Origin of the sequence: Xanthomarina sp. F1114 (genome assembly GCF_026410255.1) — a bacterium.
In the GTDB taxonomy this organism is placed as follows: Bacteria; Bacteroidota; Bacteroidia; order Flavobacteriales; family Flavobacteriaceae; genus Xanthomarina.
Genome location: NZ_JAPMLL010000001.1, coordinates 261,720 through 278,961, shown reverse-complemented (window position 1 = coordinate 278,961; position 17,242 = coordinate 261,720). Strand labels below are relative to the sequence as shown.

At 30.5% G+C, this 17,242-nt stretch carries 17 protein-coding genes; 12 read left to right on the top strand and 5 right to left on the bottom strand.

The features are described from left to right. Positions 1-188: 188 nt before the first annotated feature. The 7 genes from OS188_RS01180 (at position 189) to OS188_RS01150 (ending at position 8,385) form a co-directional block, all read left to right on the top strand. Positions 189-983, top strand: coding sequence for a hypothetical protein (locus OS188_RS01180; RefSeq protein ID WP_267146976.1), 795 nt, complete (start codon positions 189-191; stop codon positions 981-983). Next, entirely contained in the window at positions 980-2,164 is a 1,185-nt protein-coding gene (locus OS188_RS01175) for a glycosyltransferase (RefSeq protein ID WP_267146975.1), read from the top strand. Before OS188_RS01180 ends, OS188_RS01175 begins: the two co-directional genes overlap by 4 nt. Next, positions 2,148-3,428 carry an O-antigen ligase family protein gene (locus tag OS188_RS01170; protein WP_267146974.1) on the top strand — a complete coding sequence of 427 codons (1,281 nt, stop codon included), beginning with the start codon at positions 2,148-2,150 and terminating at the stop codon, positions 3,426-3,428. Before OS188_RS01175 ends, OS188_RS01170 begins: the two co-directional genes overlap by 17 nt. Then, on the top strand, positions 3,391-4,482 hold the full coding sequence (locus OS188_RS01165; RefSeq protein WP_267146973.1) for a DUF1972 domain-containing protein: 1,092 nt from the start codon (positions 3,391-3,393) through the stop codon (positions 4,480-4,482). Before OS188_RS01170 ends, OS188_RS01165 begins: the two co-directional genes overlap by 38 nt. Positions 4,483-4,711: 229 nt before the next feature. Beyond that, entirely contained in the window at positions 4,712-6,022 is a 1,311-nt protein-coding gene (locus OS188_RS01160; protein ID WP_267146972.1) for a UDP-glucose dehydrogenase family protein, read from the top strand. Between the two features lie 18 nt (positions 6,023-6,040). Then, positions 6,041-7,027, top strand: a complete 987-nt coding sequence (locus OS188_RS01155) for a UDP-glucuronic acid decarboxylase family protein (protein ID WP_267146971.1) — start codon at positions 6,041-6,043, stop codon at positions 7,025-7,027. 44 nt (positions 7,028-7,071) lie between these two features. After that, on the top strand, positions 7,072-8,385 hold the full coding sequence (locus tag OS188_RS01150) for an undecaprenyl-phosphate glucose phosphotransferase (RefSeq protein ID WP_267146970.1): 1,314 nt from the start codon (positions 7,072-7,074) through the stop codon (positions 8,383-8,385). Here OS188_RS01150 and OS188_RS01145 read toward each other — a convergent pair. Together OS188_RS01145 and OS188_RS01140 are read right to left on the bottom strand one after the other, a co-directional pair. Then, positions 8,382-9,545, bottom strand: coding sequence for a glycosyltransferase family 4 protein (locus OS188_RS01145; RefSeq protein ID WP_267146969.1), 1,164 nt, complete (start codon positions 9,543-9,545; stop codon positions 8,382-8,384). The two genes, OS188_RS01150 and OS188_RS01145, sit on opposite strands and share 4 nt — an antisense overlap. A 79-nt stretch (positions 9,546-9,624) precedes the next feature. Further along, on the bottom strand, positions 9,625-11,001 hold the full coding sequence (locus OS188_RS01140) for a phenylacetate--CoA ligase family protein (protein WP_267146968.1): 1,377 nt from the start codon (positions 10,999-11,001) through the stop codon (positions 9,625-9,627). A gap of 32 nt (positions 11,002-11,033) precedes the next feature. Between OS188_RS01140 and purD the strand changes: the two genes are divergently transcribed. Further along, positions 11,034-12,305 (top strand): phosphoribosylamine--glycine ligase, encoded by a 1,272-nt coding sequence (purD, locus tag OS188_RS01135; RefSeq protein ID WP_267146967.1) that lies wholly within the window; start codon positions 11,034-11,036, stop codon positions 12,303-12,305. Here purD and OS188_RS01130 read toward each other — a convergent pair. Then, positions 12,300-12,527 carry a DUF6341 family protein gene (locus tag OS188_RS01130; RefSeq protein ID WP_267146966.1) on the bottom strand — a complete coding sequence of 76 codons (228 nt, stop codon included), beginning with the start codon at positions 12,525-12,527 and terminating at the stop codon, positions 12,300-12,302. The two genes, purD and OS188_RS01130, sit on opposite strands and share 6 nt — an antisense overlap. A 165-nt stretch (positions 12,528-12,692) precedes the next feature. Here OS188_RS01130 and OS188_RS01125 point away from each other — a divergent pair, with 165 nt between their 5' ends. Further along, positions 12,693-13,637 (top strand): DUF6427 family protein, encoded by a 945-nt coding sequence (locus OS188_RS01125; protein WP_267146965.1) that lies wholly within the window; start codon positions 12,693-12,695, stop codon positions 13,635-13,637. Here the strand turns inward: OS188_RS01125 and upp are convergent. Then, positions 13,608-14,267 (bottom strand): uracil phosphoribosyltransferase, encoded by a 660-nt coding sequence (gene upp, locus OS188_RS01120; protein ID WP_267146964.1) that lies wholly within the window; start codon positions 14,265-14,267, stop codon positions 13,608-13,610. The genes OS188_RS01125 and upp overlap by 30 nt on opposite strands. A gap of 163 nt (positions 14,268-14,430) precedes the next feature. On the opposite strand from upp, the gene OS188_RS01115 reads away from it, so the two are divergent. The 3 genes from OS188_RS01115 (at position 14,431) to OS188_RS01105 (ending at position 16,609) form a co-directional block, all read left to right on the top strand. Further along, positions 14,431-15,039, top strand: a complete 609-nt coding sequence (locus tag OS188_RS01115; protein WP_267146963.1) for a DUF4254 domain-containing protein — start codon at positions 14,431-14,433, stop codon at positions 15,037-15,039. A 38-nt stretch (positions 15,040-15,077) separates the two neighbouring features. Continuing rightward, a complete protein-coding gene (locus OS188_RS01110) occupies positions 15,078-16,100 on the top strand; it encodes a glycosyltransferase family 9 protein (RefSeq protein WP_267146962.1) in 1,023 nt (340 codons plus the stop codon). A 320-nt stretch (positions 16,101-16,420) separates the two neighbouring features. Beyond that, positions 16,421-16,609 carry an Fjoh_0651 family PID-CTERM protein gene (locus tag OS188_RS01105; protein WP_267146961.1) on the top strand — a complete coding sequence of 63 codons (189 nt, stop codon included), beginning with the start codon at positions 16,421-16,423 and terminating at the stop codon, positions 16,607-16,609. On the opposite strand, the gene OS188_RS01100 is transcribed toward OS188_RS01105, so the two are convergent. Continuing rightward, the gene (locus OS188_RS01100) at positions 16,606-17,193 is read right to left on the bottom strand and encodes a riboflavin synthase (RefSeq protein ID WP_267146960.1); all 588 of its coding nucleotides are present in this window, start codon (positions 17,191-17,193) and stop codon (positions 16,606-16,608) included. The genes OS188_RS01105 and OS188_RS01100 overlap by 4 nt on opposite strands. Between the last annotated feature and the right edge of the window lie 49 nt (positions 17,194-17,242).

Sequence of the window (17,242 nt, the reverse complement as noted above, 5' to 3'; positions counted from 1 at the left end):
TTTTGTTAATAATTATAAGTGGTATTGCAAACAAATCTGGGATAATTAAAACCTTAATCTATTTAATATTTATTCTTTTACCACTTGGCTGTTATTTATTTTTTAAGGTTAATAAAAAGGAGAATTATATTTCTCGTATTACAATAAGCAAAATATACTTAGGAATAGCCTGCATACAGTTACCTGTAATGTTATCGCAATATTTTGGATATGATATTTTAATCCAATTTAATAGAAGTAGTCAATTGGTGGCTGACTTTGATTTTATGTTTGGAACTTTCTTTCTAAAAGCTGACCATGCTTTAGGTTTTTTCTTACTGTTTAATATTTTTAATCTTATTGAAAATAATTCTAAAAACGAAATCACCCGTTTTCCTATTGCAATATATATATATTTAGGACTAACCATTTTTATATCTGAATCCAATATTTCAAAGCTGGTTTTAGTAATATTTATTCTCTATATGATTTATAGAGCTTTTCCTCGAAAAATTAAAGTTATTGGAGTGATTTCCGTACTAATTGTTACACCAATAGTATTTTCCCAAATAACAAAGATTCCCGCGGTTAAAGATGAAATTCATTTTATTGAAGCAGAATATAACGTAAAAAAATCATATCAGAATTATGAAAGAGGTATTGCCAAAAGGCCACAAGTTCTAATTACCTATGCTTCAAAAATTCCATTAAAAATTATTGGAGATGGACCTTATTCCTATTTTAATATATTAACAGGGAGGTTTACAAAAACAGAACATTTCTCGCAGATTATATGGGTTTATGCAGACCTAGGTATTATAGGTATTTTTATTTTTATCTTCCTTTTATATGCCATAGTTACAAGTCTTGAATTGAGTGGTTATATTAGTATATTTATTTTTGCTATAGTTATTGTCTATTCTTTAATGACTACAATTTTTTCTGATTTAGCTATAATGATAACATTAATTAGTTTATTACAAAAAAGAGAAACATACACATGAATATATTAATAACTCCCTTTCACGATTGGAGAAAAATAATTCTTGAAGGTTTTAGAACTCGAGACGCTCACTTTATAGAAGAGCTCAAGAAGCACCAAGAAATTAAAAAGGTTATTATAAATAGACCAACAACATTTCTTGAAATCTTCTTAAAAAGAAAGCCAAATTTAATACGTGGTCAAGTAATTTTGTCTCAGTCTGGATTTAAGCTATACAAGCTTGAAGAAAATTTATACCTTATAGATTATGTTTCCAAAAATTTTATAGCTCAAGCCTTAAATGGATACAAGTGGTTTATAAACCAATATGGAAGTACTAAGTATATTAGCTTTATAAGTAAATGTTTAGCTTTTTTAAACATTGAGAAAGATTATTGTCTTCTCAATCAAAATATATTTGCTTACAAGCTTACAGAGCAATTAAAACCAAAGGTATCCATCTTTGATGCTTGGGATAACTTTTTAAAATTTAATGTCTATAAACATTTACTAGACGACATAGAGCTAGGCTACAAAACCTATGCAAATACAACAGATTTTTGGATTACTAATTCAAACGACAATATAGTTGACTTTGAGAATGCCTATCAACCTAAAAACATGTTTTTAATAAAAAACGGGGTAGATGTTAATCGTTTTGTTAACGATAGGACTATAAAACAACCAGAAGATATGAAATCAATACCTCATCCAATAGTAGGTTTTGGAGGTAAGATTAGCCAGCTTTTAGATGTAGACCTTATAAATAATGTTGTTAAAATGTCTCCAGAAATATCATTTGTTTTTGTTGGACAAATCTTAGACAAGGAGGTCTATAAGCGTATTGTAAAACAAGATAATTTCTACTACCTTGGAGATAAACATTATGACGAATACCCGGATTACGTTAAAAACTTTGATATTTGTACCGTTCCATATGTTGTGGAAGACAAAAAGAAATCTGGAGCAAACTCAATAAAGGTTTATGAGTATTTGGCTACAAATAAAAAAGTTATTGGAACAAACTCCAATGGCTTAGAAGACTTGTCAGACTATTTATATATTACTAATACAGCAGACGAGTTTGCAGAGGAAATAAAAAACAAAGAGAACAACAAGAAAAAAATTGTATTACAAGAGCATTCTTGGGAATCGAAAATTAAAGAATTATTAAAGCTTATTAAAGGTGCTCGAAAAGATTAAATCTCATAACTCGCAACAAGTTCAAGACATCCTTCTTTGTACTATTGCGGCTACAATGTTATATAAACTAAATATAGGCAACCTATCTGTTATTTTAGCTGTAGTTTATAATGTTATTTTTTTTAAAAAGGAAAACCTATTCAAACTTAAGTCCTTTGCTGTTATATTTCCAGTTTTGTTTTTCTTAATAACGATTTTAAGTGGGCTCTCAAGTAAAAATATTAGTGAAGGTGTCAAATCTATAGACTTGCATTTACTTCTTGTTCTTATAGCACTTATTGTTGTTAATTCGAATGTTAACAAAAGAACCATAGAAAAAGTTTTTTTAAGTTTATTCTACTCCTCATTACTTAGTGTTACTATTCTTATAGTAAATGCTGCAATAAAGTTTTTTAAAGGTCAAGGAGTTCACGATATTGTTTTTCATGGATTTACGGAAATATATGATCAGCACCCTGTTTATTATGCAATAATATTATCTCTAGCTCTGTTTTTTGCGTTTTTATATGGAAAAATTATTCCTAGTAAAATTAAAAATATTGGGATTATAATATTAATTATTGGAATTGTTTTTTGCGCATCTAAGGCTGTACTTTTTGTAAATGCAGTAGCCTATGTTTTATTTTTTCTATTTAAATTTAAAAGCTTAAAGACAAAACTCACTTTACTTCTAGTTTTAGTGTTTACGGTAGGAATGGTTTATAATATTCCGTTTATTAATCATCGTTTTGTGGATGGATTAAGATTTCATGAAAACATACTTGAGTTTAAACCTACCAACTCCTTTCCAGATAAAAAACTATTTAATTACGAAGAAAAAGATGCCATTAGCGATTTAGAACTTCGTTATATCATGGCAAAAATGGGAGTTTATCATTTAATTGAAGATGGTAAGGTTTTAACAGGTTATGGAGAAGGAGACGTACAAGACTATCTAGATTACTATTATTATTCGTATAATTTGGCACCAAATTGGAATGAAGGAAGAAACATTCATAATCAATATTTGCATATTCTTATAACCTATGGAATATTAACACTTTTATTGTTTATTTGTTATTTAATTTATAGTTTTTACATTGCTATTAGACATAGAGATGTATTGCATATCTTTTTTTTAGCATTATTAGCTTTTGTTTTTATCTTTGAAGTAATTCTAGTAAGGAATAAGGGTATTATTCTTTTCTACTTTTTTAACACACTCTTTTTAATTAAAAGTATTTATATTGAAAATAGCAATCTTAGGCACCAGAGGAATTCCTAATTATCATGGGGGGTTTGAACAGTTTGCAGAATATTTTTCAGTATACCTTAATGAAAATGGACATGATGTATATGTCTATAATTCCAATAATCATCCATATAAAGAAAAAACTTTTAATGGAGTTAATATAATTCATTGCAAGGATCCAGAAGATACTATTGGCACACTTGGACAGTTTATTTACGATTTTAATTGTATTCTAGATTCAAGAAATAGAAACTTTGACATCATTTTACAATTAGGTTATACAAGTAGTACAATTTGGTATAAGCTTTTTCCTAAAAATGCTATAATTATAACAAATATGGATGGTTTAGAATGGAAGCGTTCTAAGTATTCAAAACCTGTTCAGAAGTTTCTTAAATATGCTGAAAAACTTGGAGTAAAATCTAGTAACTATTTAATCTCAGATTCAATAGGAATAAAAAACTATTTAAAAGAAACCTATCATGTAGACTCAGAATATATTGCTTATGGAGCAGAACTGTTTAATAAACCAAATTCCGAAGTTTTATTAGAATACAATTTGGAGCCGTATAAGTACAATATGCTAATAGCGAGGTTAGAACCAGAAAATAATATTGAAACCATTTTAGATGGGGTGGTATTATCTAATATTAAAACCCCTTTTTTAGTAGTTGGAAAACATGATGTTAACGACTTTGGTTTATATTTAAAAAATAAGTTTAAAGGCTATACTTATATTAAATTTGTTGGAGGAATTTATAATTTAGAACATTTAAACAATTTAAGATACTTTTCTAATCTCTATTTTCACGGCCACTCGGTAGGCGGTACAAACCCATCTTTGTTAGAAGCAATGTCTTCTAGAGCGTTAATAATTGCAAACGATAACGAGTTTAATAGAACAATTTTAGAAGATAATGCCTTTTATTTTAAAACTGCAGAAGATGTTAAGACTCATATAGAAACATTGTTAAAAGAAGCATATCCTGTAAAAATAGATAACTGTTACAATCAAATAGATAAGTACTTTAACTGGGATCTTATAAATAAAAAATACTTAGATTTTTTTAAGACCTGTATTGGCTGATATTAATTTATCTCAATCCTATTTTCAGTTGAAAACTTAAAACTATTTAAGTAGTAGAACTTAAATATAATTTTAATTTTTTTTGATAAAAAGACTCGGCAATTAATATTTTTAGAAGCTATTGATATTGTTGTATTTTACTGATTTTTAGCCATAAGTCAATTAAGATTTTATTTTCAGTACCAAACTCCATTAATTTCCTATTTTTGTAACTATTAAATCAAACTAAATGAAAATATCAGTTATAGGAACAGGTTATGTGGGCCTAGTTACCGGAACATGTTTAGCAGAAACAGGAAACGAAGTACTTTGTATCGATATCGATAAAGACAAAGTAAAAAAAATGCAAGATGGCGTGGTACCTATTTACGAACCACAATTAGATGTTATTTTTGAAAGAAATATTAAAGCCGGACGTTTAAAATTTTCCACTTCGCTAGAAGAAGGGATAAAACATGGCGAAATTATATTTTTAGCGCTTCCAACTCCAGAAGATGAAGACGGCTCTGCAGATCTATCCTATGTTTTGGGTGCAGCATCAGATATTGGTAAATTACTTACAGAGTATAAAGTAATAGTCGATAAAAGTACCGTTCCAGTTGGAACAGCCAATCGAGTTGCCGAAACTGTTGCCAAAGAAACTAATGTTGAATTTGATGTGGTTTCCAATCCAGAATTCTTACGTGAAGGTTTTGCTGTAGAAGATTTTTTAAAGCCAGAACGTATTGTAATTGGTTCGAGTTCAGATAAGGCCACAGAACTAATGGAACGTCTTTACAAACCTTTTGTTAGATCTGGAAATCCGATTATTATTATGGACGAAAAATCGGCAGAACTTACCAAATATGCTGCTAATTCATTTTTAGCAACTAAAATTACCTTTATGAACGAAATTGCTAACTTCTGCGAAAAAGTTGGAGCAGATGTAGATATGGTTCGTATTGGAATGGGAACCGATTCTAGAATTGGTAAACGCTTTTTATTTCCAGGAATTGGCTATGGAGGTTCTTGTTTCCCTAAAGATGTAAAAGCATTGCATAAATCGGGAAAAGACAATAATTATAATTTCGATATTTTAAATGCCGTTATTAAAGTTAACGACCTTCAAAAACGGATACTTTTACCTCGGATTGATGCTTTCTTTAAAGGAGATTTAAAAGATAAAAAAATAGCTATTTGGGGCTTGGCATTTAAACCAGAAACCGATGATATTCGAGAAGCTCCTGCTTTATATATTATTGAAGACCTCTTAAAAAGTGGTGCAAATATTACTACTTTCGACCCTGAAGCTATGGAGAATGTACAGCGAAAATTTGGAGACCAAATTAGTTTTGAAAAAGATATGTATACGGCTGTTGAAAATGCAGATGCTTTGATAATCTGTACGGAATGGAGTATCTTTCGAACACCCGATTTTAGTAAGTTAAAATCGCTTATGAAAGAGCCAGTTATTTTCGATGGTAGAAACTTATATGATGTTAAAGATATTAAAGAAGAAGGGTTTTATTACAGTTCAATAGGAAGACAAGCTGTTAAGTAAAAAAGCAATATATAAAATATGGAAAAGGTATTAATAACAGGAGCAGCTGGTTTTTTAGGCTCGCATTTATGTGATAAGTTTATAAATGAAGGTTTCCATGTTATTGGAATGGATAATTTTATTACAGGCGATATAAAAAACATCAGTCATTTGTTAGATAACCCTAACTTTAAATTTATTGAACATGATGTTACAGAGTTTATTAAAATTGATGAAGACTTAGATTATATCCTTCATTTTGCATCACCTGCTAGTCCCATAGATTATTTAAAAATACCTATCCAAACTCTAAAAGTAGGTTCCCTGGGCACTCATAATTTACTTGGTCTTGCTAAAGCAAAAAATGCCAGAATTTTAATAGCTTCTACTTCCGAAGTATATGGAGATCCATTAGTACATCCGCAAACGGAAGAGTATTATGGTAATGTTAATACCATTGGTCCTAGAGGAGTTTATGACGAGGCTAAAAGATTTCAGGAGTCTATAACAATGGCCTATCATAGGTTTCATGGCCTAGAAACACGAATTGTTCGTATTTTTAATACCTATGGTCCACGAATGAGACTTAACGATGGCCGTGTTATTCCAGCTTTTATGGGTCAGGCTTTAAGAGGAGAAGATTTAACCATTTTTGGAGATGGTTTACAAACTAGATCTTTTTGCTATGTAACAGATCAGGTAGACGGTATTTATAGTTTATTATTTAGCGACTATTCTAATCCTGTAAATATTGGAAATCCTCACGAAATAACTATTAAAGATTTTGCTGAAGAAATTATTAAACTTACTGGAACCAATCAGAAATTAGTATATAAAGAACTTCCTAAAGACGATCCCTTACAGAGACAACCAGATATTTCTTTGGCTAAAAAACTCTTAAATTGGGAGCCTAAAGTAGGAAGACAAGAAGGCATGCTTAAAACTTTTAATTATTTTAAAGATTTAACAGAAGAAGAGCTCTACAAAAGCGAACATAAAGACTTTTCGAAGCATATTAGAAAATAGTGACTACATTTAAACAAGGGAGATATTCAGGGTATTTAAAGTACATGTCATACTTAATAGATTTAAGTATTATAAATGGCCTGGCTTTGCTGTATTTTTTTAAAGAGGTAAATCCCATAAAATTTGTTTTATTAATTTCAACTGCATGGATTGTCTTATCAATATATTCTAAATTTTATGAGGTATATAGATATTCCCGTGAGATAAGTATTGCCGCTTTACTTTTAAAACAATTTGCGTTATTTACCTTATTAATGTTGGCGTTTTCAGGCTTTAATCACGAATTAGATATCCGACCAATAACAATTTTTAAATATACCTCCATCACACTTTTTTTAATAGGTCTTTCTAAGTTTGCTTTATATTACCTGCTTCAAAAGTACCGAACAATTTTTGGAGGAAACTATAGGAAAACGGTTATTATAGGAAAAAATAAACAGACATCAGTTCTTGAAAATTTCTTTCATGGAAAACCCGAATATGGGTATATCCATAAAAAAACCTTTAATGTTAAAGACAAGGAAAAGTTTAGTATAGATGCTTGTTTCGATTTTATAATTAAGGAAACTATAGATGAAATTTACTGCTCTATTTCAGATTTATCTAATACGCAAATTCATAAAATTATTGACTTTGCAGACAATAATCTAAAAATTCTTAAATTCTTACCAGATAATAAAGACATACATTCTAAAAAGCTGAAATACGAATATTACGATTATATACCTATTCTCTCTTTAAGAAACATTCCTCTCGAAGATTCTGTAAACCAGTTTGTAAAACGTTCTTTCGATATATTATTCTCTTCCTTAGTTATTATATTCCTTTTATCTTGGTTAACACCAATCATTGCCATTTTAATAAAATTGGAGTCAAAAGGTCCAGTATTCTTTAAGCAATCAAGAAACGGATTTAATTACAAAGAATTCGATTGTTATAAGTTCCGTTCTATGATGCCCAATAAAGATGCGCATTTATATCAGGCAACTAGAGGAGATCAGAGAATTACTAAAGTAGGAAGGTTTATTAGAAAAACAAGTATCGACGAGTTGCCACAGTTTTTTAATGTGCTTTTTGGCGATATGTCTGTTGTTGGTCCAAGACCTCATATGGTTAGCCATACTTATATGTATGCAAAAAGAATAGATAAATTTATGGTTAGACACTTTGTAAAACCAGGAATTACAGGATTGGCTCAAATTAGCGGTTATAGAGGAGAAGTAGAAACAGATAAGGATATTATTGGACGTGTTAAATACGACATCTTCTATATAGAAAGCTGGTCTTTGTTATTAGATCTTAAAATAATTTTTAAAACCTTTATAAATGCCGTTAAAGGTGAAGATAAAGCCTACTAAATAAAAACATCTAACAGTTCTAGCTGTTTTTTAAAATCAAAATGCTCCAAAGCTATATTTTTAATTCGTTCATTATTTTCTAAAGTCAAAGCCTCAAGTTCAATAGTCATTATTACTTCATTTAAGGCCTTATAATCTCCTGGTTTGGCTGTCCAACCTAAATTGTACGCTTTTACCAATTCTTCGCCTTCACCACCACCAAAATAAAGCATTGGCAAGCCTAATCGAGCATATTCAAATATTTTTGAAGGTACAGATCCATAAATTCTGTGAAGTAATGGAATAATGGTTATATCGTATTTTAAAAGTTCTTTATGTAGTTGGTTTCGGGTAAGCTCTCCGTGAAAAGTAATTGGTAACTCTGGATTTTCTAAAATATAATTTTTAATTTTATCTTGCTCTGCTCCGGCACCATAAATATGAAATTCTAACCTGGAGTAATCCAAATTCTTGCACAATTTATAAATACCTTGAGCCATTCCAAGCAAACCCGCATAAACTAATTTTATGTTTTCTTCTGTTGGAGATCTATCAATCATTTGAGGTGGCTCGAAATCTGGAAAGTTTCTATATAAGCAAGCCACGGTATTTGGATAAAGGTTTGAGATATGAGTGATAATCTCTTCACTCTGACCCAAAACCACATCGGCATTTCTATAATTAAAACGCTCTATTTTTTCTAACAACTTATAGCTAAAATTCTTTTTAAACGCTCCAAGCTCTAATCCTGCAATTGGCCATAAATCGCTGACATTTAGAATTAGTTTTCTTTTTTTAGAACGCAAGAAAAACATATTGGTAAAAGCAACCAATAATGGAGGAGATTGAACAATAACGGTTTCAGGAATTTTATTCCACATAAAAAACCAAATCAGACTAAAGCTATAAGAAAACATTGCAAATAAGCGTGCAAACTTGTTTTTAGAGTTACTGGCATAGAGCCATAACCTAAAAATAGTAATGTTATTTTCAATACTTTTATGTTTGAATTGTCCTTTGTATTCTGGAAAAATTTTTCCTGTGGGGTAATTAGGCAAAGGTGTTATTACAGAAACCTTATAATCTTGTTTCTGCAACCCCATTGCCAAATGGAACATTCTGTTAGATGCTGCCCCAATTTCTGGCGGAAAATAACTAGTTATAATTAGAATGTCTTTCACTATAACTTATATATTTCTAGTAGGTTATTAAAAATTTTCACGTTATAAATCTGATTAGATTTAGCTCTCATAGAAATATTCATTTGGTTTCTTTTATTAGGGACGAAAATTGTTTCAATTTACCACTTTTTGAACGCTCTAGCTTATCTAATTGTTCAAAATTAACCTGAAGACCACCTTCTAAATAACGTTCCATTTCCTTTAAAATTTGATTCTTTTTTTCGCTAGAAAGCACTTCGCTACTTACATATTTGATGTTAAAGACCTCTTTCCTAGATTGTTCTATAATAAATTCTTTCACGTTTCCATCTGTTTCAATAATGCTTTTTGTAATGTAGTAAAAGGTTAAACCCGAAGCCTTTTTTCCACTTGGCAATATTGCTATATCATTCGTTCTTCCAGTTAGTTTTTCTAAAATAGGCTTTTTAAAAGTGCTTTCTTTAGAGAGAATGCCAATATCTCCAATATCATATCTAATAAATGGATGTGCTTTGTTGTAAAAGGAGGTAATAACAATTCGCCCTTCTTCGCCATATGGTAAAATCTGATTGTTTTCGTCTAAAATTTCAACCCAGAGAGTTTCACTAGTAACCTGCCATTCATTTTTGGTATTTTGAAAAGCAATAATATCAAGTTCTGAAGCGCCATACTCATTAATTACAGGGATTCCAAATTGAAGTTCCATGAGTTTCTTGTCGTCTTCAAAGAGCATTTCAGAAGTTACAATACAGGCTTTTAATGTAGGACAAACCTGTTTTAATTGAATATTTTCTTTCTGAAGATATTTGGCAAATTGCACAATAGAACTCGTGTATCCATTTATGTAATCGAATTTCGAGGCCTTAAACTTTACAAGACATTCATTAAATGCAGTATCGCTTAAATCGAACACTGAAAACCTATAGCGTTTACTTAAAGCATCCTTAAAACGTTCTTTATAATAACTTTTCTTATCTAAGGGAATCCCATAAAACCGGGCCTGTTTAGAGCTGTTAAAATCTAATTTATACCAACCAAATCTATCTTTAATAAGCGCCCAAGTTAGAGCATGACAAAATTTGTCTTTGGCAAAAATAAACGGATTTCCAGAAGAGCCGGAGGTTTTATTTATATAAACATTTTTAGGTGAATAGTCTTTAGATAAACGATCTCCTAAAGGCTGTTGTAAATCTTTTTTAGTCATAATGGGAATTGAATTCCAATTTGTTAGATCTACATTGTTTACCAGCTGTTTATAATAAGGTGTATGTTTTAAATGATAATCGACAATAGCTTGCTTCCTTTCATTAATATAAGCTTTAAACTCCGTTTCATTCTTATTTTGAATCTTTTGTAAGGCGAGTTGAGCTTCCTTTATGGGGAAACCACTTAGTTTTAAAGAAATATCGAATAAATTCAAAATAGGAATATATATTTTACGTAAAGTAAACAAAAATAATTCGTGTATTCGAAGCATTAGTTTTATTTTTGCTTCAAACAACTTACAACATGAACATTTTAATTCTTGGCTCCGGTGGTAGAGAGCATACTTTTGCTTGGAAAATAGCTCAAAGCCCTTTGTGTAATTCACTTTATGTTGCTCCGGGAAACTCAGGAACTTCTCAAATTGCAAACAATTTAGATATTAAAGTCACCGATTTTCAAGCTATTAAAAAGGCGGTATTAGAACATCAAATAACAATGGTTGTAGTTGGGCCAGAAGATCCTTTGGTGCAAGGTGTTCATGATTTCTTTTTAAACGATGAAGAGATAAAGCATGTTTCCGTTATTGGACCTCAAAAAGCAGCAGCTGAATTGGAAGGAAGTAAAGAATTTGCTAAAGAATTTTTAGTTCGTCATAATATTCCAACAGCAGCATATAAAAGCTTTAATGCTTCTAATGTAGAAGATGGTTATGCTTTTTTAGAAACCTTAAATCCTCCCTATGTTTTAAAAGCAGATGGGTTAGCAGCTGGAAAAGGAGTTCTTATTTTAAACGATTTAAACGAGGCTAAAACCGAACTAAAAAATATGTTAGTGGATGCCAAATTTGGAGAAGCTAGCACCAAAGTAGTTATTGAAGAGTTTTTAGATGGTATAGAATTAAGTTGTTTTGTATTGACAGACGGGAAAAATTATAAAATATTACCTACAGCTAAAGATTATAAACGTATTGGAGAAGGTGATACTGGATTAAACACCGGTGGAATGGGAGCTGTTTCCCCAGTACCCTTTGCTACAGATGAATTTTTAAATAAAATTGAAGAGCGCATTGTAAAGCCAACTATCGAAGGTTTAAAAAAAGACAATTTACCATACAAAGGATTTGTATTTATTGGTCTGATTAAAGTTGGAGACGATCCAAAAGTGATTGAGTATAATGTAAGAATGGGAGATCCGGAAACCGAAGTTGTTTTGCCTAGATTAAAAACTGATCTGGTTGAAATCTTCCAAGCAATAGCCAATCAAACTTTGGATAAAATAGAAATTGAAATAGACTCACGTGCTGCTACTACAGTTATGCTAGTCTCTGGTGGTTATCCACAAGCTTACGAAAAAGGTAAAGAAATAACAGGATTAGATCAAGTGGAAGGTTCTATTCCTTTTCATGCAGGAGCCATTAATAAAGATGGAAAGATTGTAACCTCTGGTGGTCGTGTTATGGCAATAACTTCTTTTGGAGACAGTTACCAAGAGGCTATAAAAAAATCTTATCAAAATATAGAAAAACTACATTTTGATAAGATGAATTATCGAAAAGATATTGGATTCGATTTATAAGTAAGAATGAGATGTAATACTTTTATCGTCATCATTTTTATCGTTATAACCTTTTAATTGTTTCATCCAATATAAAAAAGCTACAAAACCAATAAGAATAAATATCCAAGACATAAAGTTTGCAGCAAACCAACTGTCTAATTCTAAAGCCTTTAAGGCGTCAAATGGAACAAGTAATACATTTACAAATAAATCTCCAATGGCGTTAAAAAAGTCTGTCATTTTAGTATAAATTTTATGCTCGGTAGGAGCTTATAGGGTATTATCATATATATTTACCCTACAAAATTACATATTTTTTCAATTTAAACTTGAATAAACAGTAAAGAAAGTTAGTAATTTACTTTTATTATAAATATTCGAAGGGAATTTTAAACAAATCTATATATGATTTCTAGTTTTTTTAGTAAAGCAAAACCTATACATTTTGTAGTTGTTACTTTATTGTTATTTGTTGCTTTTACTATAACTAAAGTTTATACCATAAAAGAACCTATAAGTGCTCTGCTTATAGTCAAGCAAATACTTCTTTTTGGAGTCTGTTTTTTTTCAATTTTTGTTTTCGATTTCTTATCCGGGAAGAACGATTTAACCAAAAATAACAGTTATAAAATATTATTTTTTAGTTTGTTTATGGTGGTCATGCCACAGACATTTTTAGACTCCAAATTATTAGTGGCCAATTTATTTATTCTTTTTGCTCTAAGACGAATTATCAGTATTAGGTCTAAAATATTTATCAATAAAAAAGTTTTTGATGCTGCCTTTTGGATTAGCTTGGCTACTTTATTATGTTTTTGGGCTTCACTCTATTTTATTTTACTTTTTGCTGCTCTTTTGTTGTTTGCTGTTTCAGATGTTAAAAATTGGATAATTCCCTTTGTTGGGGTTTTAGCTGTGGTCGTCTTAACAGTCAGTTTTTTAGTACTTACTAATACCGACTTAACAACATATTTTTCTAACTTAAATACGGATATTAGTTTCGATTTTAGTCCGTTAAACTCAACACAAATCATAATATCTTCTACCGTTATTTTGTCTTATTTTGTTTGGGCTGTTTTTTTCTATATCAATCGTATAAAAACTAAATCTAGAAGTTATAAACCTTCCTATTTATTAGTGCTTTTAGCTGGATTTATTGCTATAACAATTGTTGTTATTGTTCCAGATAAAACAGGGGCAGAGTTTATTTTCTTATTTGCTCCTTTATCAATTATAATGGCAAATTATTTGGAAATTATTTCAGAAAAGTGGTTCAAAGAAGCTTTAATTTGGGTGCTTATTCTTGTTCCAATTATAAATTTAGTTTTGCAGCTTTTCACCAAAAGCTAAATCGCCAGCATCACCTAAACCAGGAACTATATAGCCTTTTTCGTTGAGTTTTTCATCTACAGTTGCAACCCATAAATGCGTATCTTCTTCGAAATAATTTTCTACAAAATCAATACCTTCTTGAGCAGCAATAACACATACTAAGTGAATGTTTTTAGGCTTTCCAAAAGGTTTTAATGCTTCAAATGTGGCAACCATAGATTGTCCTGTTGCTAACATGGGATCTGCTAGAATTAAAGTCTTGTTTTCTAAATCAGGACAAGCTAAATACTCTACAATTATTTCAAAATTCTCTGGTTTTTCTTTATGATGTCGATAAGCAGAAATAAAGGCGTTTTCTGCCTTATCAAAATAATTTAGTAGACCATCGTGTAGCGGAACTCCTGCTCTTAAAATCGAGCAAAGTACGACATCGTTTTCTATTTTTTCAATCTGGCAAACACCTAAAGGAGTTGTAATTGTTGCTGGTTTATAACTTAAGGTTTTACTTAATTCATAACCTAAAACTTCACCAATTCGCTCAATGTTTCTTCGAAAGCGCATGCTGTCTTTTTGAATATTAACATCTCTCATTTCTGAGATAAACGTGTTTAGTATAGTTTGTTGATTAGAAAAGTTATGAATATGCATAATGAACCTCTTTAATGAGCGGGTAAAGTTAATTAATTAGACTTATATTTACGTTTGTAATTTTTATTTTATAAAAATTATGAATGTAAACCTACACTTTCCTTATACATTAAAATCATTTTAGCTAAAAAATATGTAGGTTTGTGTTTTAAAAACAAATATCATGTTTACAGACAAAGCTAATAGAATATTCCAAGATGTAATTGAAAAATATCACGTTATAAATACGGTAGATCAACCTTTTGAAAACCCTTATAACAAAGAAACTGAATTACTAGAGCATTTACTCTACAGAAAAAGTTGGATTGATACGGTTCAGTGGCATTACGAAGATATTATTCGAGACCCACAAATAGACCCTGTAGCTGCTTTAAAACTAAAGCGTCAAATTGATGCTTCTAACCAGGATAGAACTGATATGGTGGAATATATTGATAGTTATTTTCTTGAAAAATATAAGAACGTAACACCTAAAGCTAATGCTACTATCAATACCGAGAGTCCTGCTTGGGGAGTTGATAGATTGTCTATTTTAGCATTAAAGGTGTATCATATGAACGAAGAAGCAACACGAACAGATGCTTCAGATTCGCATTTGGCTGCCTGTAAAAAGAAATTAGATGTTTTATTAGAGCAACGTGTAGATTTATCTACTGCTATTGATACATTATTGGCGGATATTGAAAATGGTGATAAGTATATGAAAGTGTATAAGCAAATGAAAATGTACAACGACGATGAGTTGAATCCTGTACTTCGTTCGCAAAAATAAAATTCCTGAATAGTCAGGAATCTCATCCAGTAGTTGAGATGCCAAAACCAAAACACATTCTAGTTATTCGTCTCTCAGCCATGGGAGACGTGGCAATGGTGGTTCCTGTTTTAAAAGCATTTACCAAACAGTATCCCAAAGTAAAACTAACAGTTTTAACTAGAGAATTTTTTACGCCATTTTTCAGAGACTTAGAAAATGTTACCGTATTTCCGGCCGATTTAAAGGGAAGACATAAAGGGGTTTTTGGACTTTATAAATTATCTAAAGAATTAAAAGGATTACATATTGATGCTGTTTCCGACCTGCATAATGTGCTAAGAACAAAAGTGTTAAAAGTTTTTTTATTCGGAAAGCGTTTTGTTCAGGTAGATAAGGGTAGAGCAGAGAAAAAAGCACTGGTTTCAGGCAAAAACTTCCAACAGCTTAAAACCACCCACGAACGTTATGCCGATGTTTTTAGAAAACTTGGTTTTCCACTAGATTTATCAGACCCTAACTTTCCAAAACCTGTCGAGCTAAACTCAAAAACGGTTTCTCTTCTAGGACTTGACTCAAAAAAATGGATTGGAATTGCCCCTTTTGCTGCTCATAATAGTAAAATGTATCCCTTAAATTTAATGGAAGAAGTAATTAAATCATTGTCGGAAACTCATAAAATCTTACTATTTGGAGGAGGGAAAAAGGAGGTTGAAATACTAGATGGTTTTCAAAATAAATATGATAATGTTGTTAACCTAGCCGGAAAACTAACTTTAAATGAAGAATTAGATGTTATTTCAAATCTAGACATTATGCTTTCTATGGATTCGGGAAATGCACATATGGCAGCGATGTTAGGGGGAAAGGTAGTTACAATCTGGGGGGTAACGCATCCTTTTGCTGGATTTGCACCTTTTAATCAACCAGAAGATTTTGCTTTAGTATCAGATAGAAGTAAATTTCCATTAATTCCCACTTCTATTTATGGAAATAAATTCCCGAATGGCTATCAGGAAGCATCAAAAAGTATTTCACCAAACTTTATCACTAAAAAAATAGAAGCTGTTCTAAATAACTGATTATTAGTTGTAGAAACAGGAGAGTTTAAATTATTTATTGCAGTAAGAACTAGTTTATTTAAATAAATTATAAATAGGATTAAGTTGGAATTACAGAAAATTCTACTATATTTAAATCGAACTTTGAAATTTAGAACTTTAGTTTTATTCTATTTTTATAGAATTTAAAACAACATATTTTAAAAAAGACATTCATTTATTAACAATTTAGCTCAGCAAAACCTTTTATATAGCACAATTTATCGATATTTATTGTGTTTTATAGTTGTGTAAGCTTTTTTATTTTGATGAATCACTTTTTTTTATACATTTACAGACTAATGAAGATTCAAAACAAAAAAACGGTTGCCTCAATCTTATTTGTGTTAATAAGTTTTGTTTGTGTTGCTCAAACTGTGCCACCACCACCAGCGCCACCACCACCGCCAGGACTTCCAATAGATGGAGGAGTTCTAGCTGGGTTATTTGTTGGTATTATTATAGGAGTAAAAAAGTTATTAAAACGTTAATTAGCGTTCATTAGTCTGCTAACGTATTTCCCTATTACATCAAATTCTAAATTCACTTCAGTTCCTATTTTAAAGTTTTTAAAGTTTGTGTGTTCGTAGGTGTAAGGAATAATGGCCACACTAAAAGTATCTTTTTTAGAGTCTACTACAGTTAAACTCACACCATTAACAGTAATTGAACCCTTCTCAATTGTTATATTGTTTAATTTGGAATCGTATTTAAAAGTAAATTTCCAACTTCCTTCTTCGTTTTCAATGTTTGTGCAAATAGCTGTTTGATCCACATGTCCTTGAACTATATGCCCATCTAGTCTGTCGCCAAGCTTCATTCCACGCTCTAAGTTAATAATATCGTTTACTTTAAGCTCGCTTAAATTTGTTTTCTTTAAAGTTTCTTCAATTGCGGTTACCGTATATTCATTGTTTGTAATGTTTACTACAGTTAAACAAACCCCATTATGAGATACGCTTTGGTCTATTTTTAATTCATCTGTAAAATCGCAAGCCACAGTAATATGTAGATTATTTAATTCATTTTTTAAATCTTTAACTATTCCTAAACTTTCAATGATACCTGTAAACATATTTGTCGTTTTTTTGGTTAAATTTGCAAGTGTAAAATTACAAACAAAA